This window comes from Methanolacinia petrolearia DSM 11571, assembly GCF_000147875.1.
In the GTDB taxonomy this organism is placed as follows: Archaea; Halobacteriota; Methanomicrobia; order Methanomicrobiales; family Methanomicrobiaceae; genus Methanolacinia; species Methanolacinia petrolearia.
Genome location: NC_014507.1, coordinates 1,750,801 through 1,772,412, shown reverse-complemented (window position 1 = coordinate 1,772,412; position 21,612 = coordinate 1,750,801). Strand labels below are relative to the sequence as shown.

The window sequence follows — 21,612 nt, the reverse complement described above, 5'->3', positions numbered from 1 at the left end:
GTCTTTTTGTTAGATCGAAAGACATTATCAAAATCTTACTTTTCAAGAGAACACGTCGCAAGACATCAGCTTGATTCATACAACTATTTCCTGGAATACAATCTCCAGAAAGTGGTTGATGAACAGAGGGTCATTGAGACAGATATTGCCCAGAGGGGCAAGGACAATGACCCCGTGTGGGTGGAATTAGGAAATATCAGGGTTGAAAAACCGGTTGTCCGTGAAGCGGACGGTTCCCAGTCGAGCCTTTTCCCAAGTGAGGCACGACTGAGAAACCTGACATATGCGGCTCCCATACTGCTTGACATGGTCCTTGTCCAGGGCGATGCCCGCAGCGATCCTGTAACGACTACAATCGGTCAGCTTCCGGTGATGGTAGGCTCGAAGGCCTGCAACCTGCACGGGATGTCCGATGAGGAGAGGATCGAGCATGGTGAGGACTCGCACGATCCGGGTGGATATTTCATTGTCAACGGTTCCGAGCGCGTATTGATGACGCTTGAGGATCTCGCATCCAACAAGATCATGACCGAGTTTACCGAACGCTACAATGAAAAGATCTTTGTAGCCAAGGTGTTCTCGCAGTATCGCGGGTACCGTGCGCTTGTTATCGTCGAGAGGAACAAGAGAAACCTTCTTGAGGTTTCGTTCCCGTCCGTGGCAGGTCACCTGAAGTTCGTCGATCTCATGAGATCGCTGGGGCTTACCGGCGACCACGATATCGTTAACGCGGTCTCGACGGACGAAGATATCCTTACATTCATGCTCCAGAATCTCGAAGAGGGAGAATGCGACACTGTCGAAGAGGGCATAATGTATGTCGGAAAGAAGCTCGCACCGAACCAGACACGCGATTACCAGAGGAAGCGTGCGGAGTTTGTTCTTGACAATTATCTTCTTCCGCACTTAAACGAACTCATGCCCGACGGCATAAAAGAGGAAGATCCCGGCTATGCCGCCCATGTCCAGAGTGTAAGGCTCGCAAAGGCCCATTTCCTCGGAAGGATGGCGGAGGCCTGCTTCGATCTCGTCCTGGACAAGAGGAAGATCGACGACAAGGATCATTACTCCAACAAGCGCCTGAAGCTTGCGGGAGATCTTATGGAGGATCTCTTCCGTATTTCACTCAACAGGCTCACAAGGGATGTAAAATACCAGCTCGAACGTGCGAGCATGAGACACCGCGATCTCTCGATAAGCACCGCAGTTCGTGCCGACGTTCTTACCGAGCGTCTCCTGCACCCTCTTGCAACAGGAAACTGGGTCGGCGGAAGGACTGGTGTATCCCAGCTTCTCGACCGCGTCGATCACATGGCGGTTATCTCTCACCTGAGGCGTGTAATATCTCCTCTCTCACGTTCGCAGCCGCATTTCGAAGCTCGTGATCTTCACCCGACACAGTGGGGAAGGATCTGTCCGTCAGAGACTCCTGAAGGTCCTAACTGTGGTCTTGTTAAGAACTTCGCCCAGATGGTCGAGATATCCAAGGGCGTAAAGGACGAGCAGGTCGTCATGAGAGTGCTGTACAATCTCGGCGTCGAGGAGTTAAAACAGGAGTTTCTATGAGCGCAAATATTGTTAAAAAATCAAGGGTTTTTGTAGACGGAGCACTCATCGGGCTCTGCGAGGATCCCACCGCCCTCGTCCAGAACGTCAGGAAGATGCGAAGGCGCGGGGAACTTTCCACCGAGATCAATATCTCATACAAGGAATTTAACGGGGATATTATCGTTCATACCGACAGGGGCCGTGCAAGACGCCCGTTGATCGTCGTTGAGAACGGGAGACCCCTCATCACCAACGATGATATCAGGAAACTGGAGACGAACGATATAGAGTTCCCTGATCTCATATCCAGCGGACTGATCGAGTTCATCGACGCGGAGGAAGAAGAGGACCTCTTTATTGCAATAAGAGAGGAGGACCTCACTCCTGAGCATACCCATCTTGAGATCGATCCCTCGCTGATTCTCGGTATCGGTGCAGCACATGTTCCGTTCCCCGAGCACAATGCATCTCCGCGTGTTACGATGGGTGCCGGTATGATCAAGCAGGCGCTTGGTTTCGGCGCATCGAACATGAAGCTCAGGCCGGATACGAGAGGTCATCTTCTGCATTATGTCCAGAAGCCTATTGTCCACACGCAGACCTCGAAGGTTATCGGGTCGGACGATCGTGCCGCAGGACAGAACCTCGTAGTCGCCGTTCTTTCATATGAAGGATTCAACATTGAAGATGCTCTCATCTTCAACAAGGCCTCCATCGAGCGCGGTGTAGGAAGATCGCACTTCTTCAGGACATATGACGGCGAAGAGAGGCGTTATCCGGGAGGACAGATCGACAAGATCGAGGTGCCTGACGAGGAAGTTTCGGGTTCGCACGGTGCGGAGTCCTACCAGAACCTCGATTCCGACGGTATAATCAATCCCGAGACGGTCGTAAGGGAGAAGGACGTTCTTATCGGAAAGACATCTCCGCCGCGTTTCCTTGAAGAGCCCAGCGGAGAGCTGATCTCTGTAGAGAAGCGCCGCGACACCTCGGTAACGATGAGGAGCAACGAGCGCGGTATCGTCGATACTGTTATTCTTACCGAAGGAGAGAACTCCTCGCGTCTCGTGAAGGTCAGGACACGTGACATCCGTGTTCCTGAAGTCGGCGACAAGTTCGCATCAAGACACGGTCAGAAGGGAGTTGTCGGTCTTATCATCCCGCAGGAGAATATGCCCTTCACTGAAGCCGGAATCGCTCCCGATCTTGTAGTCAACCCGCATGCGATTCCATCCCGTATGACAGTCGGTCATATGCTCGAGATGCTCGGAGGAAAGGTCGGTTCGCTCGAAGGAAGGAGAATCGAGGCGACCGCCTTCTCCGGGGAAGAAGAGGATACGCTCAGGGACTCGCTCCAGGCTCTCGGGTTCGCCCACAACGGCCGTGAAGTGATGTACGACGGTATCACGGGAAAGCAGTTCAAGGCAGACATCTATGTCGGGGTAATCTACTACCAGAAGCTGTATCATATGGTATCTTCCAAGATGCACGCACGTTCACGCGGACCTGTTCAGGTTCTCACACGCCAGCCGACAGAAGGTCGTGCACGTGAAGGAGGTCTGAGGTTCGGAGAGATGGAGCGTGATGTGCTTATAGGACACGGCGCTGCGATGGCCTTAAAGGAGCGTCTCCTCGATGAGTCCGACAAAGTCCAGCAGTATGTCTGTGCAAAGTGCGGTATGATCGCGTTCCTCGACCACAACCGCAATGTGACAAGGTGTCTTGCATGCGGCAACGAGACCGATATCTACTCGGTCGAGATGAGTTACGCATTCAAACTGCTCCTTGATGAGATGAAGAGTATGGGTATTGCACCCAGGCTTCACCTGGAGGATCAGGTATAAGGGGGCCGAAAATATGGCAAGTCCAAAAAGAGTAGGAAAAATAGAGTTCGGGTTACTTTCTCCGAAAGATATCCGCAAGATGAGTGTCAGGAAGATCATCTGGGCGGATACCTATGACGACGATGGTTTCCCTTACCCCCAGGGTCTGATGGATCTCCACCTTGGTGTAATCGATCCGGGTCTGAGATGCAAGACCTGCGGAAACCGTGCAAGCGATTGTCCGGGCCACTTCGGCCATATCGAGCTTGCGAAACCGGTTATCCATGTAGGATACACGAGACTTATCAGGAAACTCTTAAGGGTCTCCTGCCGTGAGTGTGGCAGGCTTCTTTTGAGCGAGGATGAGATTCACAAGGTTCTCGGTCCGGAAGATGAGAGAAACGAGGACGTTATCTCTGAAAAGGATATCAAGAAGGAGCGTGTCTGCCCTTACTGTGGCGAACAGCAGCTCAAGATCAACTTCGAGAAGCCTACGACATTCTCCGAGGTCATGACCGACGAGAACGGAAGGAAGATCGATCACAAGCTGACACCGGCCGATATTCGTGCAAGGCTTGAGAAGATACCCGACGAGGATCTCAGGCTTCTCGGAATTAACCCGGAGGTCGCAAGGCCTGAGTGGACATGCCTGACCGTTCTCCCGGTCCCGCCTGTCACGATGAGGCCTTCCATTATCCTTGAAAACGGACAGAGGTCGGAAGACGATCTTACCCACAAGCTCGTTGATATTATCCGTATCAACCAGAGATTCAAGGAGAACCAGGACGCGGGAGCCCCGCAGCTCATTATCGAGGACCTGTGGGAGCTTCTCCAGTACCACGTCACGACCTATCTCGACAACGAGGTCGCCGGCTGTCCTCCCGCCCGCCACAGGAGCGGAAGGCCGCTGAAGACGATCTCCCAGCGTCTTAAAGGAAAGGACGGGCGTTTCCGTGGTTCACTGTCAGGAAAGCGTGTGAACTTCTCGGCCCGTACGGTCATCTCGCCTGATCCCAACCTGTCCATTGGGCAGGTAGGAATCCCGCTTGCGGTTGCAAACGAGATGAGTGTTCCGATCAGGGTCACACCGTTCAACATCGAAGAGATCAGGCAGATGGTCCTTACCGGACCGGTAAGACCTGATGTCAACTCCCCATGCGGTGCGAATTATGCTATCCGGCCGGACGGAAGGCGTGTACGTCTCTCCGACATGACCCGCGAGAACATCGCCGAGATGCTCGAGCCCGGGTGGACTGTCGACAGGCAGCTCAGGAACGACGATATAGTACTGTTCAACCGTCAGCCGTCGCTTCACAGGATGAGTATCATGGCCCACCGCGTCGTTCTGATGGACGGAAAGACATTCAGGCTGAACCCGGCTGTCTGTCCTCCGTATAACGCTGATTTCGACGGTGATGAGATGAACCTTCACGTCCCGCAGACAGAAGAGGCCCGTGCGGAAGCGTTCATGCTTGCAAGCGTTGCGGAGAACATTCTCTCGCCAAGGTTCGGCGGTCCGATTATCGGCGGTATCCACGATCACATATCGGGTATCTTCATCCTGACCCACCAGGTCAAGTGGTTCGACAAAAAGGGTGTCCTGTACCTTCTCAGGGCGAGCACTCCCGAACATCTCCCCAAACCCGGCAAGGTCGAGAACGGTATCGAATACTGGTCCAACAAGCAGGTGTTCTCGATGATCCTGCCTGATAACCTGAACATGGTCTATAAGGCAAGCTCCTGTATCAACTGCGATACCTGCAAGAAAGAGGACTGTGAGAGGGATGCATACGTAAAGATAATCGACGGCGAACTGATATGCGGTGTAATCGACAAGGAATCCATCGGTGCATTCAAAGGAAAGATCCTCCAGAGAATTATCAGGCAGGTCAGTCTTGACCGGGGCAGGCAGTTCGTTGACGATGTCACGAAACTGTCGATCCGCGGAATCATGTATGACGGCTTCTCGTTCGGTATCGATGACGAAGACCTGAGCAAGATCGAGTACGGCCAGATCGACGAAGTTCTCAACGAAGCTGAAGATGACGTCGAACGCCGTATCCGGATCTATGAAGAGGGCCAGCTTGAACCGATGCCCGGAAGGACTCTTGAAGAGACTCTCGAGATGCAGATCATGCAGGTTCTCGGAAAGGCCCGTGACAGGACCGGAGACATTGCGGGACGCCACCTTGGTCTTTCCAACAGTGCCGTGGTAATGGCGGTAAGTGGTGCCCGTGGTTCCATGCTTAACCTGACCCAGATGGCCGGTTGTATCGGTCAGCAGGCTGTTCGTGGTGAGCGTATCACCCGTGGTTACGAGGGCAGAACGCTGCCGCACTTCAAGAAGGGCGACAGGGGTGCTCCGGCGCACGGTTTTGTAAGGAACAGTTACAAGAGCGGCCTGACCCCGACGGAGTTCTTCTTCCACGCTATCGGTGGCCGTGAAGGTCTTGTCGATACTGCGGTTCGTACGTCACAGAGCGGTTACCTGCAGAGGCGTATGATCAACGCTCTCCAGGACTTAAAAGTCGGCTACGACGGGACAGTCAGAACTTCCGGAGGACGTATCATCCAGTTCAGGTACGGTGAAGACTCGACCGATCCTGCAAAGAGCAGTATGGGCGATCCTGTGGATGTAAAGGGAATTGTCGAGAGTGTCATGCGGGAGGAGGTGTAATACTATGGATGCCAAATTCGAGAAAAAGATTGATGCAGCTGATCTTCCTGTAAAGACCAAAAACGATCTTATAAAGTTCCTGTCGGAGAATGACTTCTCCGAGAACCAGTTCAATGAAATAATGAACAGGATCTTTGAAGAGTACGGTAAAACACGTATCGAACCCTGTGAGGCTGTCGGTATCATCGCGGCACAGTCGATTGGAGAGCCGGGTACACAGATGACGATGCGTACTTTCCACTACGCGGGTGTGGCTGAAATCAACGTAACCCTCGGTCTTCCGAGGCTTATCGAGATCATGGATGCGAGGAAGTCTCCTAGCACTCCGACGATGACCATCTTCCTTGAAGAGGGTTACTCGGACAACCGTGACCGTGCCCGTGAAGTAAGCTGGCAGATCGAGGCCGCACACCTGCACGAATTCGGCGACATCAAGACCGATATGGTCGAGATGGTTGTCGAGGTCGTGCTCAACAAGGATGTCTGCAAAAAGAGGAAGATATCTGTCGAAGAGATCATGGACAGGGCTCCGAAAAAGATTCGCGATCGTGCACATTACCGCGATTTCGATTCCGAGGCCGATCCCGAGCATCTTAAGATTACCTTCCTACCGAAGGACCCGGAGAGTTACCAGAACCTCTTCACCCTTGCTGAGTACGTAAGGAACGTAATCGTCCAGGGTATCGACGATATAGAGCGTGTTGTCGTCAGAAAGGAAAACGGAGAGTATATTCTTTATACTGAAGGCTCCAACCTTAAAGGTGTATTTGAGGTCGATGGCGTAGATACTACCCGTACCCGAACAAACAACATTGCTGAAATATCGGAAGTTCTCGGTATTGAAGCAGGCAGAAATGCAATTATCGATGAAGCCCTGAGCACGCTGCGTGAACAGGGTATCGAGGTCGATGTCCGTCATATAATGCTTGTTGCGGATATGATGTGTATGGAAGGTGAAGTCAAGCAGATTGGTCGTCATGGTATTGCCGGGGAGAAGGAGAGTGTGCTTTCACGTGCAGCTTTCGAGGTTACGGTAAACCATCTTCTGGATGCTGCGGTGGCGAATGAAGAGGACATCCTTGAGGGTGTCACTGAGAATGTCATTGTGGGACAGCCGATCCAGCTTGGAACAGGTGATGTGAAGCTGATTGCAAACAGATCATCATAAATTTATAGATGTAAAATTAACTAAGGAAAACTATACCAAATTCAGGTGAAATCAAATGGATTTTGAAACATCGCTCAGACGCGCAATTAAATCCGGAAAAGTAATTTTCGGTCAAAATGAAACCAAAAACTCCGTAGAGAGTGGAAATTCAAAGATGGTAATTATCGCAGGCAACTGTCCTGAAGAGTTTAGGAATTATCTTTCGGAAAAGGATATTTTCGTATACAAATCAAATGATTCCAGCTTTCAGCTCGGAAAAACATCAGGCAATCCGTTTATGGTAAGTGCTCTTTCAATCGAGGATGCGGGGGAATCCGACATCCTTACTCTTAAGAAGGAATAAAGATGTCAGAGATTGTACTCAATGAAAGGGCACTTCAGCTGATGAAGAGCTTCGAAGACATCACAGGTGCGGGAAGCCGCGACTGTGTTGTCGACGAAAAGAATGAGCGCTTAATCTTCGTTATCAATCCCGGTGACATGGGCCGTGCGATCGGCAAGAGCGGTGTCAGCATCAAGAAGGCATCCGATGAGCTGGGGAAGAAGATCGAGGTTGTCGAATTTTCGAACGACCCCGTTCAGTTTATCAAGAACTGCTTCCTTCCTGCAAGGGTTATCTCCGTTGACATAAGGGAGAACGCGGAAGGAGAGTTCGAAGCTTTCGTCGATGTGGAAGAAGAGGATATGGGTATCGCCATCGGAAAAGGGGGAAAGAATATTTTCAAGGCGAACAAGCTTGCCGAAAGGCAGCACGACATAGCCAACGTCCAGATTATTACGAATGCCGAAGATGAAGAAGCCGGGGATCTGGCTTAATCACTTTTTTTGATTTTTCGCTTATTTCACGTGTGTATATAATTTCGGGATGGCACACGTGCTCACGTACATTCAGAGCTCGGAAATGCTTTTTATTTTCTTCTCCTCACATGGTATTGTTGTACTTTTCTTAAAGATCAATTCTGGCGACCCCGGCACCGGCGGCCGTGCCGCCGGACGGCCCCTGCCCAGGGGCCTTGCCTTGAGATTCTCTTCTCACGGCACGCCCCGGAGACCGGCAAGGGTCTCCCGGGCTGTTGAATTTAGTTTTTGGGGCATATTCCATTCCGTACACGCTATGAATTCACCGCGTCCCGCCACTCAGGGGACACTCGTCTGTCCCCTGAGTGGCTTATCGCAATGAGAGGCCCCGAGGCCGGGGCCGGTCCGCGAGCCTTCTGTGCGGCTCGCGGCGAGGGGTTGTCAAAAGTAGCGAAATATAATCTTCACAACAATGTAGATTAGCAGAGGACCCACTTTTTTATACGTGCCTTATCAGGGTATTCCCTGAAATTTCAGAACTTGTAGTATATAGATCCTCAATCGAGAGATCGTGTATATCGTTGTTGCCGGTCAGTCTTGCAAAATCCTTCAGCTCTTCTGTCGATACCTTAAGGAAGTTTTCGAGCTTTTTTGCGGATATCTCTATTTTAAGTCTTTTCCTGAGATCGGGATTCTGTGTCGTAACTCCCACGGGACATTCGCCTGTATTGCAGACCCTGTACTGCTGGCAGGCCGCTGCCATGAGGGCGGCGGTTCCTATTGCGACGGCGTCTGCACCCATGGCTATCGCTTTGGCGAAATCGGATGCAAGTCTCAGTCCTCCTGTGATCACAAGGGAGATATCCCCTCTTCCGTTTTCATCGAGATATCTCCTGGCCCTGTGAAGGGCGAATATGGTTGGAACCGATGTGGCGTCCTTGATGATCACGTCCGCGGCTCCCGTCCCGCCGGGTCTTCCGTCGATCGTAATAAAATCCGGGTTTGCGTATACTGCAACCTTCATATCGGCCTCTATGTTTCCTGCGGCAATTTTTATCCCGACCGGCCGTCCCCCGGAGGTCTCCCTGAGCCAGTCGACTTTCTCCCTCAGGTCATCCCTGTTCCTGATGTCGCCGAAGGAGGCGGGGCTTATGATGTCGGTTCCCTGGGGAAATCCTCTTATCGCGGCAATCTCTTCGGTAACCTTTTCGGCCGGAAGTTCTCCTCCCATTCCCGGTTTTGTCGACTGGCCTATCTTTATCTCGATTGCATCAGCGGACCTGAGATTTTCCACGCTGACGCTGTACCGGTTGGGGACATACTCGAAGATGTACCTGTATGCCTCCTTTCGTTCGTCTTCGAGAATTCCTCCTTCGCCCGAGCCGATTGCCGTTCTAACTGCCGCACTTCCCTTTGCGAGAGCGATCTTCATCTCCCGTGAAAGGGCCCCGAACGACATGTGAGTTACGTATATTGGTGTCTCAATTACCAGGGGATATTTTGCATTGGGCCCTATTACGGTTGCAGTCTTTACGTCTTTGTCTTTGTTTTTGGGAATTTTTGCAAGCTGGGCTCCCGCGATTATGATATCGTCCCACGAAGGAACGCTCTTCTTTGTTCTCATCGGCTCTGTTACAGGTTCTCCCGATGCCGAGATCTTATGGATGAGCTCCATATCTTTCTCGATATTATCGGTCTTTCGTTCCCATTTTTCAAGATATCCTGACTTTTCAGGCCCTGTTATCTCCGTCAGGCTGATCTCGCTCTTTGCACCGCAGACCGGGCATGTAAAGATCTGCATGGTCTGGGAAGGCTGCCTGTGAGTTTCGATCTCTTTAAGATGCGTCCTGTTTGAATGGCAGATCGGGCATCTCCAGTCTTCCGGGAATTCGTCGGGGTCCGTACCCGGGTTTATGCCTGTAACCGAATCCCCTCTTTTCGGGTTGTATTCAAAAACATTGCATATATTGCAGCGATAAAGAGTCATGGGATTTCACCTATGACTGATTTAAAATTAATTTATAAATATCTTGTCCGTATTAGGTTCATGAAAATTGCATTATTTTTTGTTGTTGTTCTTCTTTTCGAGGATTTCAATTGCCTCTGATATTTTGTCTTTGATCTCAGGATCCGAAAGATGATCTTTTAAGGCCTGGACAGCCTCTTCACCGTCGAGTACGGCGAGTGCGTCGGCAGCCTCCGACCTGACTTTTTTTTGCGGATCTTTTAGTTTTTCAATTACAGGGCCTGTTGCCCTGTCGTCTTTTATTTCCTTAAGAGCTTTCACGGCCTCTATCCTGACTTTGGTCTTTTCATCGTCGAGTAGTTTTATGAGAGGTTTGACCGCTCTTTTGTCCCCGAGCATTCCCAGACCGATTGCTGCACCTTTTCTCAGCCATTGCTCTTCGCTTTCGAGGCATCTTATCAATGGCAGAGTCGCCCTTTTATCCCCGATCTTACCGAGTGATTTGGCCGCGATCCAGCTTACGTCGACATATTCATCGGAAAGGGCCTCTATCAACGGTTCGACCGCCTCCTTTGCACGCATATCCCCAAGTATCTCCGCGGCTTTCCACCTGAAGGTGAGATCGCTGCTCCTCAGGTAGCTTATGAGCTTCCGGATATTTTCCTGCCTTTTCTTTTTGGTATCTTCATCAGGAGAGATTTTTTCTGAAGGATGGTCTGTGGGATTCTGCATCTCCGGCCACAATGAGAATGAGATCACAGGTTACTTAAATATATCCAAAAATGACAGAATTGGCCCCTATTTATGAAAATAAGTGTAATTTGTAATACTTTTAAAATTATTATTTATTTTTTGTAACATCAAGTACAAAAATTTGTTCTTAGTTGTTTTACGTGGGTGAACATCTTCACATACATCTCATACTCCGGCAACCCCGGGGACCGGCAAGGGTCCCCCGGGCTGTTGAATTTAGTTTTCTGTGACATAATTCCGTTCCCATAGTCGTCATCGATTTACCACGTCTCGCCGCTCAGGGGATACTCGCCTGTCCCCTGAGTGGCTTATCGCAATGAGAGGCCCCGGGGCCGGGGCCGATCCGCCATCCTGCGAAGCGGTTGGCGGCGAGGGGTTGTCAAAGATGTGTTGAGATATACCACATCTCCCGGGAGAAAAAAATATCTATATATCATAATATCTATAAAATTCAGGCAAATGCCCGAATCCGTCATTCTCAGTGAAGAAGGAATCATCATTCTTCTCCTGGCGATTGCCATAGTCATGTCAATTATACTCCGAAGAGTTAAATTTCCTTACACTATCGGTCTTTTCATAATCGGGTTTGTCCTGGCTTATTTTATTGCACCTAATGTCAGTTTTCTATCTCCTATCTCGGGCTACGTTCCGAACAGTGACTTAATCCTGTATATTTTTCTGCCCCCCCTGATCTTCGAATCGGCGATAGCATTAAATTCGCGGCTCCTTTTTAAGAACATCGTTCCCGTTCTGGTAATGGCGATAGCGGGACTGGTAATATCGGTGTTTGTCATCGGCCTTCTTTTATCTTACCTTACTCCGATCCCTCTGATTTATCTTCTCGTTTTCGGGGCTTTGATATCCGCTACAGATCCCGTCGCAGTAATTGCACTTTTTAAGGATCTGGGCGTTCCGAAAAGACTCTTCACGCTTGTCGAAGGAGAAAGTCTTCTGAATGATGCGTCTGCAATTGTGACATTCAATATTATCATGGGAATTGTTGCACTCCAGGCATATTCCGGGGGTGCATCTTCAATAGAGGAGATATCGGTTTTCTTTACATACTCTCTCCTTTTTTCCTTTGCCGGTGGTATTTTTATCGGGTCGATCATGGCTTTTGCAATATACGGGACGATCAGGGCGTCTCCGGATCATCCCCACCTCCACCAGACCGTCTCGCTCGTGATAGCATATTCGGCTTTTCTTGTATCGGAAGCTGTTTTTGATCTTTCAGGGGTCGTAGCGGTTGTGGCCGCGGGAATTATTGTCAACAGGATGACGTCCAGGAGGCTCGGCCCCGCTGTCCGTGAGGACCTGTATAAATTCTGGGAGTATATCGGATTCCTGGCAAACAGCATGATATTCCTTCTTGTCGGAATAACAATTACCAGTCTTGGTGAACCGTTAATATTTTCATGGGGTTTTGTAGCTCTGGCGGGAGCCGTAATCGTCGCAGTGGCTGTCGCACGGGCGGTATCGGTCTATGGTCTTTATTCGGTTACAAATATTATCGAGAGAGACAGGTCCGTGTCACGATCATACCAGACGGTAATCTTCTGGGGCGGCCTGAGGGGTGCGGTATGTCTTGCGCTTGTACTTTCGCTTCCGAAGGAATTTCCGTATCGCGATATGATAGCGGCATTTACCGTTGTCGTCGTCGTCTTTACAATTATTGTCCAGGGAACGACCACAGGCCCCCTTATCAGATTTTTTAAGCTGCAAAGGCCCGACAACGTCCTTGAGTTCGAGAGGCTGTGGCTTTCGGTCAGGTCGGCTAATGAGAGCAGGAAGGCGCTTTTAGGGATGAAAGATAAGGGATACATTCCGGCTGATACTCTTGATAGTGCATCCTCGGAGTATGATACCGCCGTTAAAGACCTCAGGGAAAAGTTTGCAGATTTCTGGAGGGACTGCCCCGGTGGTGATTCAATCCGCGAACTCTTCTGGATAAAGGCGATCGAGCATGAACAGGAGTGCTACCGGCGTATGTATGATGCGGGACTTGTATCCCCGGGCGTACTTGAACGTCTTCTTTATGACGCCGATACACGCGTGGACAAGATCCAGTCCGAAGGCATCTATCCTTCAGGCACCAGGTATTATTCTCCGGTATTAAAGATTGGTGCACGGTTTAAAAAGGACATTTCACCTTTATTCGGCAAATTATACGCAGGAGATCGAAAGGAGGAACTTCTCGACGAACTTTTCCTGATGTATGCCGTATCCGTTTCCGCTTCCGAAACCCGTGACTGGGTCCTTGATGTTGCCGATGAAACGGGTTCGGGAAGAACAATCATCGATCCTGTTGTCGAGGAGTACGGGAGGATGCACGAATCCGCAAAGGCGGGCTTCAGGTCACTTGCAGACTCCTCCCCTGGAGCGGTTAATTCATTTTATGATTATCTTGTATCGGGGATCGCGATCTCGGGTGCGAAGAAGATGCTTTTCGATATGAAAGAGGAAGGGTTTTTTGATGAAAAGGATATCGAGGCCGAGATATCACGTCTCAGGAGAGAAGAGTCCCGTGCCCGGGAAAAAGTCAAAGAGTTCTGATTTTTCTGTTCTGCACTCTAAATTAAAATAAATCCGGAAATCTCAATTTTAACGTAAGTTACTGTGCCTTAAGTTGCTATATTTATAAATTTTTAAAACTGTGATTATAGCAGAAATGCCTGATATTAAGACAAAAGTGTCCTTATATTTTCCAAAGGATTTGTTTAAGAAATTTGAAAAGCTGAGAATCGAGAAAGAGAAGCAGTTAGGAGTAACTATATCGAAGAATGAATTAGCTCTTAAATTGATCTCCGATGCCATAGGCAATTCGGAAAAAGAGAATGAAATAGGAGTTTATGAGCCGAATTCGGTTTATCCCGGAATTAAGAATGATATCAGGACCCTTGAAGAAAAAGTCGATTCCCTGGAAGATGAACTCAAACAGTTGAAAAAAGAATTGAATAATCCAAAATAAAAATTATTGAAATTTGATCTTTGCACCTGTTTTCTTCCGCTTAAACCGGATAATTTCCTGCCAGTAATGATTACAAATAGTCGATTCCTGTTGTGATCATGAAATTGCGAATCACCTGTCCGGAAGATTTTTGCCCATCAAATACACTTCCTTCAGGATATTTTCATCTCCAAGAACCGCTTTCCTGTCAAAAAATCCGCATATTGGAAATGAAAGGTATATCTGGTAGCCCAGTGCCTCAAGCGGTCTTGACATAGCCTCTTCTGCAAATCCCATTTCTCTTGAGTCGGTCTGCTCGCAGACCGAAAAGACTACCGCTAATCTTTTCCTGTCCATGAGTCTTGAGGTGTATTTTCTTGGCCGGTCATCTGAAAATATATAATAGGGATAAAGGCGGTCGATGAAGGATTTCATAATGGCCGTGACATTGTAGTTATATACCGGGGATGCGAGTATCATTACATCGGCTTCTTCGATCTTCGGGTATATCAGGTTCATTCCGTCGTTGAACCGTGTGCATGTCAAATCCTTCCTGCACTTCTCGCAGCCGGTGCATGAATTGATTGTGTAATCCCGGAGAAAGACGGCCTCTGTTTCGTGGCCGGCGTCTCCTGCACCCCGAAGGATCTCTTTCAGGATTATATCTGTATTACCTCCTTTTCTCGGGCTTCCGCCTGTGCCGAGGATCTTCATGGGTAATTGTTTTTGATGACTCGTTAAATTATTTTGGTCCGTGCCGGGCGACTAATGAACTGGTATACGTCCAGATAATTTTTTCATTTCCGGTTTCGTATAAGATGAAGAATGTCTCGTATCGGTATAATCGGAACCGGCAGCATGGGGAGTATGCTTACACGCAAGTTTATCGAATCAGGGAAGGTTTCTCCCGGCGATGTTTTTATTTACAACAGGACGCCGGAAAAGATGAACGATCTGGTAAATAATTACGGGGCAATCGGGTGTGCCGGAAACGGCGAGGTCGCCGGGAGATCGGATATCATATTTCTTTGTGTCGGGCCTGACGAAGTAAAAGATGTCCTTCCTGAAATCCGGCCTTTTCTTGATGGGAAAAAACTTATTGTCTCGATTGTATCTGATGTCCCGTTAAAAAAACTCTCGGAATTGTCGGGTGTTAATGTCGTGAGGGTTATTCCGAGCATCACTTCGGAATACGGGGCAGGCGTATCTGTTCTGGTATTCGGGGAAGAAGTGCCGCAGTTTGCCAGGGAAGAGATATTATCCCTCTTCGGTTCAATTAGCAGGTCTTATGTAACAACGGAAGACAAGATTTCATTGTTGTCGGATCTTACGAGCAGTTCGCCGGCGATAATTGCCTCGATCATGCAGCAGTATGCACTTGCCGGAGTCCGGAGAGGCGGAATATCGATAGAAGATGCAGAATTCCTGGTCCGGGAGACATTTACCGGAACCGCAAAACTGTTATCCGGGAATGATTATGATTTCAGTTCCCTTATATCGGGGGTAGCTACTGAAGGTGGTATCACCGCCGAAGGTCTGGATGTCATAGAAAAGGAGATCCCCGAAGTCTTTGACAATGTCCTTTCGAGGATGTCTGAAAAGCATCTTCGGGTTGAAGAGAACTCCCTGTAAAATTTTATTTTTAGGCCGCCCTGCCGGGATATTCAGCCTGAAACCGGGGCTTTCATCATTCCTCTCAGCCTCAGTCCGTTGATAACGAGCATGATCCCTATGAGGATTAGCAGGATTCCGACCACTAACGTTAATATGGCAATCAGGTATATCGGGGTGAAAAATGATCCAATTACTATTAAAAGGGAAAAAATGCCAATTGCCAGGCGGCTGACAAACCCTTCCGGGACGGCGGACCTTCCTTTCCTGACTCTCTTTAAAAGAATGATTGCACTTGCAAACATCCAGAGGGAGAGAATGGCCGTGAAAATAAGAATCCAGAAATCGGGTGGGATGGAGAACGAAAGAACTCCTGCCACTATTATTACAAGACCCCTGAAGATATCTCCCTCGATAAAGGGTTCGTCACGTGTTTTCCATAATTTCCCGAACATGACAAGTATTCCGAGGATCACGATTCCCATAGGGAAAATTAGGCTCATGGTTCCGAGGAAGGCGCCGAGAGGGTCCAGCGCAATATCCAGTCCGGCGAGTATGAGAAAAATTCCGGTAATGAACTGGAGATGCCACTCCTTATCCTGTGTTTCAAGGATCTTCCTCGTGTCGCCGGATTCGTCCCTTCTCATATTCGATATCAGCGTGATGAACGTATCGCCGATCATGAGAAGAAGCGGGGCGTCGTCGAGGAGATGCATTACCGGGTGTTTATCCGGATCGTACCTGTCGAGGTGGACCTTCCATTCGTCCTTCGTTTCGTGGACGTGATATTGTCCTTTCCTGTAGCTTGCTATGGTCCCGGGAGACGGGACATTGAGAGCCGATTTCTTCCACCCGGCATCGAGCGGAACTGTAACCGACTCTTTCGGTATCGCAACCTCCCACACTCCCTCGTTTAAAGGCTCAAGAAAATCATCAAGTCGTGGCAATTCCGGTAATCCCCTGGTATTTCATTATTATGCAGATTATAGAATTAATAGGGATCGATTTATAAGATTTTGTGCCAGGGAATTACGGGGGATAAATTATTCAGTATTGTCGGTTTAAAAAGTAAATAGAGAACTGGATAATCGAAAATTTTGAAATTGCCCTGGTATTTTACATCACTAAAAGGAAGACGCCATGCCGGAAGAAAAAGAGAATGATCTGATTTCGAAAAGGAAAAAAGAGGATTCCGTTATCAGGAAAGTCGCCTTTTATTCGCTTGTGGTCAATACTTTCCTTGTAATCGTCAAGCTCTATCTTGCATGGATTTCGGGCAGCCTTGCACTGGAAGCAGATGCAATCAATTCATTAATTGATATTTTCGCTTCCCTCGCCCTGATCGCCGGGATATGGCTTTCAGGTCTTAAAAGCAACAAATTTCCATACGGGCTCTATAAAATCGAGAATTTTGTATCTATCCTTATCGCCTTCCTTGTCTTTTTGACAGCCTGGGAGATCCTGATCAATGCAATATATGAAGACAGTACGGTACTGGGGTTTAGCGGATGGGTGCTGCCGGCGGTTGCAGGACTTGCATCTGTCCCGTATCTCCTGGGAACATATGAAGTTAAAATCGGGAAAAAATATAATTCCCCTGGATTAATTGCGGACGGAAAACAGCATAAGGTCGATGTTCTTTCGACACTGGTTGTATTTTTTGCACTCTTCGCCCAGTATTTCGGAGTTCCGGTGGACAGTATCGGAGCGATAATAGTTGCAGGTTTCATTGCATATTCGGGATGGGAGATCTTAAAGGACAGCATGAAAACTCTTCTTGATGCATCGATTGATTACAAAACAAGGGACCTGATAAAATCCGCAATTAATTCGGACCCGGTCGTGATCTGCACCAAAGAGCTCAACGCCAGAAATTCCGGGCGATATATCTTCGTTGAAGCGGTTGTAAACATGAAAAAAACCGACCTTTCAAAGGCGCATCTTGCGAGTGAAAGGATTGAATCAAAGATTCGCGACCTTGTTCCCAATGTTGAAAGAGTTGTCATACATTATGAGCCAAAGGAGAGAAGCTTCATCCGGTACGCTGTACCTCTTGAGAACAGGGACGGGGATATTAGTCCTCATTTTGGCGAGGCGCCATATTTCGCAATTCTGGATTTCAATTTCAGGGACGCAAAACTGCTGCGAAAAGAAATACTGCAGAATCCGGCTGCCGGATTAGATAAGCAGAAAGGAATGCGTTCTGCAGAATTTTTACTGAAATATAAGCCTGATCTGGTATTTTCCAAACAGAAATTGACCGGCAAATCGGCCGAATATGTCTTTGAGTCCGCCGGAGTTTTGTTGAAGATTACAGATGCGGATAATACCAGTGAATTGATCGAGAAAATTGAGGCTGAGATGGAGAGCAGGAAGGAGGAAAATAGTTAGTTTTCGCAGGAGTTTGACAGTAAGGTTGGATTTCTCTTCCTTTGACTCTCCTTTTCAATTGCGATAATTCGCGGGGTGGGATGGACGAGCCGCACTCCTGTTTTGTTATAAATTTTTGACTTTTTATTCGTGGCTCTCAGAAATTATCTTATTTTTCCAGTTCTTTCAGAATGCCGGCGATCTCTTTCTTAAGTTCCGGGATATCGTGGATAACTGTTTCATAGACGGCTTCGTAATCAACGCCAAAATAGTGATGCATTATTTTGTCCCGCATTCCTGTGATTTCTCTCCAGGGGAGGTTAGAGAATTCTTTCCTCATATCTGGTGAGATGTTCTTAGCCGCCTCCCCGATGATGGTGAGCATTCTTTCGATACCTGCTCTTTCAAGCGGGTGACTCTTTAATTCATCTGCGGAACCGATCTTTTCTGAGAAGTCTTCGATATATGATATCGCTTCAAGAATGTGCTTTAGGTATGCAACATCCCGGGAGTTCATCCGAATATCACCACTTCGTCGTGGTGAATCGGATCGGCGAGATAGGGGCTGACCGATTTTTCCGTTATTAGATCCACTGGTCTTTGTAATGCCTCTTCGAGTTCGTCTTCGATTCGTACAAGCTGAAAGAGACTTTTTGGAGAATCGAAACGAACAAGAATATCGATATCGCTGTTCTTTCTCTCCTCTCCTCTTGCATATGAACCGAATATCGCAATTTTGGTGGCACCGTATCTTTTCAGTATAGAGAGGATTGTCTCCCTGACCGCCGAATCTATTTGTGTTTTTGTCATATCCCACCTCTGCTTAATTTATCTTATATTGGTTCTCTGTCATCATTCTTTTGTATCTGAAAATTTATTGGTTTTTGGATGCAGAAAGTGCTTTTGGCCTTAGCAAACAGGATGTGATAGAAGGGACGGTTCTGCCTTCCTGTATGCGATGACCGGGATCGACCTGTCCGTAATCGATAACCAGTGCTGCTTCGTCATCGGCAACTATTTTTCAGGATTGTTTGTCAGGCATCCCATATGGTCTATCTCCCCGTTCTGTTTATGACAAAGGTGGATCAGTTTTCATCGCCAGACGGCAAAGTTTGCATGAGGGCAAAGAAATGTTCTGGCTCACCGGTACTAAAATATTCATACCAGGATTCCAGTGTGTCTGATTGAAAAACACCTAAATGCTCGATAATTTGTTTAGCCCACAACAAAGCTCCGGTGGAACTTGCAGTAATAAGGTTGTTATCCGCTACAGATGGCTGGTCTATGTAAAAATTTTGCCCTTTATAACCAGGAGAAAACATTTCAAGAAATCCCGGTCCGTTACTTGTATGCGGACGCTTATCCAATAGCCCAAAGTTGGCAAGCGCAACGGTAGCCCCGCAGATGGCACACACAGTCGCGCCTAATAAGAGAAATTCGCTTGCTTTTTCGATAATAGCGCTATGCTTTGGGTCGTTCCATGTGTCTGCGCCCGGTAATAGCAACACGCTTGTTTCACTCACGACAATATCATCAGTTAAGCAATCGGGCACTATTGTCATCCCGCCCATTGTATTGATTGGCTCTTTAGAATAACTTACCGTTTTGAGCGATACACGTTCCTCGTCCTTTTTGAAAAACCGGCCGGAATTCAGCTCCGAGATAACATGCCCCGGTTCCCAGTCGGCTAAAGTATCCAGAACGTAAACATAGATTGTAAACATAAATTTCCTCCATTTGATTTTTAAATAATACACCCGTTATTTTTCAATGCATTTATGTTCTCGTCCCTGTAAGCGGCTTGAAAATCTCCATTGAAAACTGACCTGATTCATAGGTGGCCGAAGGTCGCCCCGGGAATCGAAAGGGCGACAGCCCTTCGGTCGGCATAAAAAGTTTGGAGAGTGACAATTGCCATACATCTTTTCCGTACCTGAGATGATCAAAGATTCTTGTTGAGGGTATTTAACCGGGAGTGATACGGGGTGCGAAAGTGAGTTTTTAGCAGGTTATATAGTGCCTCAGGTATAGTTTTGGAGAGGAGCTTATGTAAAACGACAAATATTCATTCAATTGAAGTTGTAGTTGCCCCACAATAAGAACTGCATATGACAAATCCCTTATTTCCGCTCAGCGACAATCTCTCTTAACATGGAAAAAACCGGGATTGAGCGAATACTGAACTTTGTTGAAACCTTCTTCAGACAGTCGGGATCACATGGTCTTGATCATACTCTTCGTGTCATCCGCCTCTGTGTAGAGATCGGAAACGCAGAAGGTGCGGATATGCAGATCCTCATTCCTGCCGCTCTCTTTCACGATGTTGCCCGTCCGCTGGAGAAGGAAACCGGAATTCGGCACGAAGAGGAAGGTGCACGGATTGCAGAGGAATATCTCAGGTCAAATGGCTGCGATGAAACCCGCATCCGGGCGATCGCCCACGCAATACGCTCACATCGTTACAGCACAGGCACAAAACCTGAAACTCTGGAGGCAAAGGTCCTGTCTGATGCCGACAAACTCGATGCTATGGGGGCGATCGGGATTGCACGGACTTTTATGCAGGCCGGAGAACATGGCGATGGTATTGAAGATGCCAATGCTCATATCCATGAAAAACTGCTAAACCTCAGAGATCTGATGTACACTGACACCGCAGCAGCGATCGCTGAAGAAAGGCATGGACTACTGCAACGGTTTGCCGAAGCACTGGAGGATGAGACCATAAGTGCCGGAAATGTGACAGAAGGGGCGACCTTCAGTTATCTAAATTGAGATCGGTTGTGGGATGGATGGACGAGTTTTTCCCTACCGAAGGGCTATCGCCCTTTCGAAACCTATGGGCGACCTTCGGTCACCTTTGATTGTGATAAGTCGCGAGAAGGATGGACGAGCATCCTTCCTCGCTCCTGTTTTCTTATATTGAAATAGATCTTTCCCGGTCGAGGCTACCCGGATGGGTAGCGTCCAGACCGGGCTATCTTCATTGCGTAAATTCGCGTAGCGAATTAAGCACTGGCCTGCCCCGAAGGGGCTTATGGCATTAAAAAACCTGTGATAGAAGGGAGGGGAGATTCACCTGCCCATAGGACAGACAAGCTCACAGGTCCGGCAGTGATCGACGAGGGTGCCTTTTCCGGTATTCCGGGCGGTTTCCGCTGCAAGGCTCTTGTCAAGATCTATTCTTTTCAGGCATCTTTCACGGCTGTAACTATCGTTTGGGAATGCGTCCATCGGGCATTTTCTATGACAGATCCGAGAGCATTTTTCACAGAACAGGAATTCTTTGATGATACCTGGTTCCGGGACTTCCAGATCGGCCCATAACGCCCGGAACCGGACCTTCGGACCAAAGCCGGGGACGATTACAAGATTGTTCTTCCCGATTTTGCCGAGACCGGCAAGAACTGCGGCGTCTTTAAGGTATATTCCGCCATCGTGGATCTGGTACGGGATGTCGTGGGCATCGATCCCGTGAACTTCCCCGAGCCACCTGCTGATTTCTGTCGTTATCCGGTGAAGGATCCTGTCGCCGGGTGTGCTGCTCTTTTCCTCCCACCAGTCCATCTCCGGTTTTTCAGGGTCGTGATAGAGGCCGAGGACGAGAAACGATCCTTTAGAATTTGAAAATCCCTGCGGCCCGGCGCTCAGCTCGGAAGGGCAGCCGATCATCTTCTTTGCAGGGACAAATCCCGCCACGTCCGCACCGAGTTCGAGGGCTTTTTTTATTGCTTCTTCGGGGATTTTCATTGTTTGTGGTTTGTTACTTGCGATATAAAAAAAGCTTGGATTTTTTAGGAAAGGGAATATTTCTCATTCTGATCCTTTTTAGATAATAGTAGTTTTTGGAGGGATTAAAGCCCGGATTGCATCGATATAACTGCCCGTTATCGCCCTCTTTTTTTCAGGCGATGCACATATCGTCTGAGGTGGAGATCGTGGAATCTCGGA

General features: G+C 48.4%; 19 protein-coding genes. 11 read left to right on the top strand and 8 right to left on the bottom strand.

Annotation, left to right across the window (positions count from 1 at the left end; genetic code table 11):
• The first annotated feature begins 6 nt into the window (after window positions 1-6).
• Genes MPET_RS08775 through MPET_RS08750 form a run of 6 tightly spaced genes read left to right on the top strand, consistent with a single transcriptional unit; the run spans window position 7 to window position 8,032 of the window.
• Window positions 7-1,566 carry a DNA-directed RNA polymerase subunit B'' gene (locus MPET_RS08775; RefSeq protein ID WP_013329667.1) on the top strand — a complete coding sequence of 520 codons (1,560 nt, stop codon included), beginning with the start codon at window positions 7-9 and terminating at the stop codon, window positions 1,564-1,566.
• Window positions 1,563-3,392, top strand: a complete 1,830-nt coding sequence (rpoB, locus tag MPET_RS08770) for a DNA-directed RNA polymerase subunit B (RefSeq protein ID WP_013329666.1) — start codon at window positions 1,563-1,565, stop codon at window positions 3,390-3,392. The genes MPET_RS08775 and rpoB overlap by 4 nt, the downstream gene beginning before the upstream one ends.
• 13 nt (window positions 3,393-3,405) lie before the next feature.
• A complete protein-coding gene (locus MPET_RS08765) occupies window positions 3,406-6,048 on the top strand; it encodes a DNA-directed RNA polymerase subunit A' (protein ID WP_013329665.1) in 2,643 nt (880 codons plus the stop codon).
• 4 nt (window positions 6,049-6,052) lie between these two features.
• On the top strand, window positions 6,053-7,216 hold the full coding sequence (gene rpoA2, locus MPET_RS08760; RefSeq protein ID WP_013329664.1) for a DNA-directed RNA polymerase subunit A'': 1,164 nt from the start codon (window positions 6,053-6,055) through the stop codon (window positions 7,214-7,216).
• A gap of 55 nt (window positions 7,217-7,271) precedes the next feature.
• Window positions 7,272-7,559: a 50S ribosomal protein L30e gene (locus MPET_RS08755; RefSeq protein WP_013329663.1), complete on the top strand. Its 288-nt coding sequence runs from the start codon at window positions 7,272-7,274 to the stop codon at window positions 7,557-7,559.
• Between the two features lie 2 nt (window positions 7,560-7,561).
• Window positions 7,562-8,032 carry a NusA-like transcription termination signal-binding factor gene (locus MPET_RS08750; protein ID WP_013329662.1) on the top strand — a complete coding sequence of 157 codons (471 nt, stop codon included), beginning with the start codon at window positions 7,562-7,564 and terminating at the stop codon, window positions 8,030-8,032.
• A gap of 481 nt (window positions 8,033-8,513) precedes the next feature.
• Here the strand turns inward: MPET_RS08750 and MPET_RS08745 are convergent, their stop codons facing one another.
• Both MPET_RS08745 and MPET_RS08740 read right to left on the bottom strand, forming a co-directional pair.
• Window positions 8,514-10,001: a glutamate synthase-related protein gene (locus MPET_RS08745; protein ID WP_013329661.1), complete on the bottom strand. Its 1,488-nt coding sequence runs from the start codon at window positions 9,999-10,001 to the stop codon at window positions 8,514-8,516.
• 72 nt (window positions 10,002-10,073) lie between these two features.
• Complete coding sequence (locus tag MPET_RS08740; protein WP_013329660.1) at window positions 10,074-10,712, bottom strand: HEAT repeat domain-containing protein; 639 nt, start codon at window positions 10,710-10,712, stop codon at window positions 10,074-10,076.
• A 480-nt stretch (window positions 10,713-11,192) separates the two neighbouring features.
• On the opposite strand from MPET_RS08740, the gene MPET_RS08735 reads away from it, so the two are divergent.
• The gene (locus tag MPET_RS08735) at window positions 11,193-13,286 is read left to right on the top strand and encodes a cation:proton antiporter (protein ID WP_013329659.1); all 2,094 of its coding nucleotides are present in this window, start codon (window positions 11,193-11,195) and stop codon (window positions 13,284-13,286) included.
• Between the two features lie 115 nt (window positions 13,287-13,401).
• Window positions 13,402-13,701: a DUF5320 domain-containing protein gene (locus MPET_RS08730; RefSeq protein ID WP_013329658.1), complete on the top strand. Its 300-nt coding sequence runs from the start codon at window positions 13,402-13,404 to the stop codon at window positions 13,699-13,701.
• A gap of 111 nt (window positions 13,702-13,812) precedes the next feature.
• Here MPET_RS08730 and MPET_RS08725 read toward each other — a convergent pair whose 3' ends face one another.
• Window positions 13,813-14,394, bottom strand: coding sequence for a flavodoxin family protein (locus MPET_RS08725; RefSeq protein WP_013329657.1), 582 nt, complete (start codon window positions 14,392-14,394; stop codon window positions 13,813-13,815).
• Window positions 14,395-14,505: 111 nt separating this feature from the next.
• Between MPET_RS08725 and MPET_RS08720 the strand changes: the two genes are divergently transcribed.
• Window positions 14,506-15,312, top strand: a complete 807-nt coding sequence (locus MPET_RS08720; RefSeq protein WP_013329656.1) for a pyrroline-5-carboxylate reductase family protein — start codon at window positions 14,506-14,508, stop codon at window positions 15,310-15,312.
• A gap of 32 nt (window positions 15,313-15,344) precedes the next feature.
• On the opposite strand, the gene MPET_RS08715 is transcribed toward MPET_RS08720, so the two are convergent.
• Complete coding sequence (locus tag MPET_RS08715) at window positions 15,345-16,238, bottom strand: hypothetical protein (protein ID WP_013329655.1); 894 nt, start codon at window positions 16,236-16,238, stop codon at window positions 15,345-15,347.
• Between the two features lie 193 nt (window positions 16,239-16,431).
• Between MPET_RS08715 and MPET_RS08710 the strand changes: the two genes are divergently transcribed.
• Window positions 16,432-17,682 (top strand): cation diffusion facilitator family transporter, encoded by a 1,251-nt coding sequence (locus tag MPET_RS08710; protein ID WP_013329654.1) that lies wholly within the window; start codon window positions 16,432-16,434, stop codon window positions 17,680-17,682.
• A gap of 148 nt (window positions 17,683-17,830) precedes the next feature.
• Here MPET_RS08710 and MPET_RS08705 read toward each other — a convergent pair whose 3' ends face one another.
• The 3 genes from MPET_RS08705 to MPET_RS08695 all read right to left on the bottom strand — a co-directional run bounded on the left by MPET_RS08705 (window position 17,831) and on the right by MPET_RS08695 (window position 19,385).
• Window positions 17,831-18,178, bottom strand: a complete 348-nt coding sequence (locus tag MPET_RS08705) for a HepT-like ribonuclease domain-containing protein (protein ID WP_013329653.1) — start codon at window positions 18,176-18,178, stop codon at window positions 17,831-17,833.
• Window positions 18,175-18,471 carry a type VII toxin-antitoxin system MntA family adenylyltransferase antitoxin gene (gene mntA / locus MPET_RS08700; protein WP_013329652.1) on the bottom strand — a complete coding sequence of 99 codons (297 nt, stop codon included), beginning with the start codon at window positions 18,469-18,471 and terminating at the stop codon, window positions 18,175-18,177. Before mntA ends, MPET_RS08705 begins: the two co-directional genes overlap by 4 nt.
• A gap of 275 nt (window positions 18,472-18,746) precedes the next feature.
• A complete protein-coding gene (locus MPET_RS08695; protein ID WP_013329651.1) occupies window positions 18,747-19,385 on the bottom strand; it encodes a type 1 glutamine amidotransferase family protein in 639 nt (212 codons plus the stop codon).
• 427 nt (window positions 19,386-19,812) lie between these two features.
• Between MPET_RS08695 and MPET_RS08690 the strand changes: the two genes are divergently transcribed.
• Window positions 19,813-20,436 (top strand): HD domain-containing protein, encoded by a 624-nt coding sequence (locus tag MPET_RS08690; RefSeq protein ID WP_013329650.1) that lies wholly within the window; start codon window positions 19,813-19,815, stop codon window positions 20,434-20,436.
• A gap of 300 nt (window positions 20,437-20,736) precedes the next feature.
• Here the strand turns inward: MPET_RS08690 and MPET_RS08685 are convergent, their stop codons facing one another.
• Window positions 20,737-21,411 (bottom strand): hypothetical protein, encoded by a 675-nt coding sequence (locus MPET_RS08685; RefSeq protein ID WP_013329649.1) that lies wholly within the window; start codon window positions 21,409-21,411, stop codon window positions 20,737-20,739.
• Between the last annotated feature and the right edge of the window lie 201 nt (window positions 21,412-21,612).

Excerpts from the sequence above, each read along its gene's own strand:
- rpoB (WP_013329666.1), top strand. The coding sequence starts at position 1,563 with ATGAGCGCAAATATTGTTAAAAAATCAAGGGTTTTTGTAGACGGAGCA.
- MPET_RS08765 (WP_013329665.1), top strand. The coding sequence starts at position 3,406 with ATGGCAAGTCCAAAAAGAGTAGGAAAAATAGAGTTCGGGTTACTTTCT.
- rpoA2 (WP_013329664.1), top strand. The coding sequence starts at position 6,053 with ATGGATGCCAAATTCGAGAAAAAGATTGATGCAGCTGATCTTCCTGTA.
- MPET_RS08755 (WP_013329663.1), top strand. The coding sequence starts at position 7,272 with ATGGATTTTGAAACATCGCTCAGACGCGCAATTAAATCCGGAAAAGTA.
- MPET_RS08750 (WP_013329662.1), top strand. The coding sequence starts at position 7,562 with ATGTCAGAGATTGTACTCAATGAAAGGGCACTTCAGCTGATGAAGAGC.
- MPET_RS08745 (WP_013329661.1), bottom strand. The coding sequence starts at position 10,001 with ATGACTCTTTATCGCTGCAATATATGCAATGTTTTTGAATACAACCCG.
- MPET_RS08740 (WP_013329660.1), bottom strand. The coding sequence starts at position 10,712 with ATGCAGAATCCCACAGACCATCCTTCAGAAAAAATCTCTCCTGATGAA.
- MPET_RS08735 (WP_013329659.1), top strand. The coding sequence starts at position 11,193 with ATGCCCGAATCCGTCATTCTCAGTGAAGAAGGAATCATCATTCTTCTC.
- MPET_RS08730 (WP_013329658.1), top strand. The coding sequence starts at position 13,402 with ATGCCTGATATTAAGACAAAAGTGTCCTTATATTTTCCAAAGGATTTG.
- MPET_RS08725 (WP_013329657.1), bottom strand. The coding sequence starts at position 14,394 with ATGAAGATCCTCGGCACAGGCGGAAGCCCGAGAAAAGGAGGTAATACA.
- MPET_RS08720 (WP_013329656.1), top strand. The coding sequence starts at position 14,506 with ATGTCTCGTATCGGTATAATCGGAACCGGCAGCATGGGGAGTATGCTT.
- MPET_RS08710 (WP_013329654.1), top strand. The coding sequence starts at position 16,432 with ATGCCGGAAGAAAAAGAGAATGATCTGATTTCGAAAAGGAAAAAAGAG.
- MPET_RS08705 (WP_013329653.1), bottom strand. The coding sequence starts at position 18,178 with ATGAACTCCCGGGATGTTGCATACCTAAAGCACATTCTTGAAGCGATA.
- mntA (WP_013329652.1), bottom strand. The coding sequence starts at position 18,471 with ATGACAAAAACACAAATAGATTCGGCGGTCAGGGAGACAATCCTCTCT.
- MPET_RS08695 (WP_013329651.1), bottom strand. The coding sequence starts at position 19,385 with ATGTTTACAATCTATGTTTACGTTCTGGATACTTTAGCCGACTGGGAA.
- MPET_RS08690 (WP_013329650.1), top strand. The coding sequence starts at position 19,813 with ATGGAAAAAACCGGGATTGAGCGAATACTGAACTTTGTTGAAACCTTC.
- MPET_RS08685 (WP_013329649.1), bottom strand. The coding sequence starts at position 21,411 with ATGAAAATCCCCGAAGAAGCAATAAAAAAAGCCCTCGAACTCGGTGCG.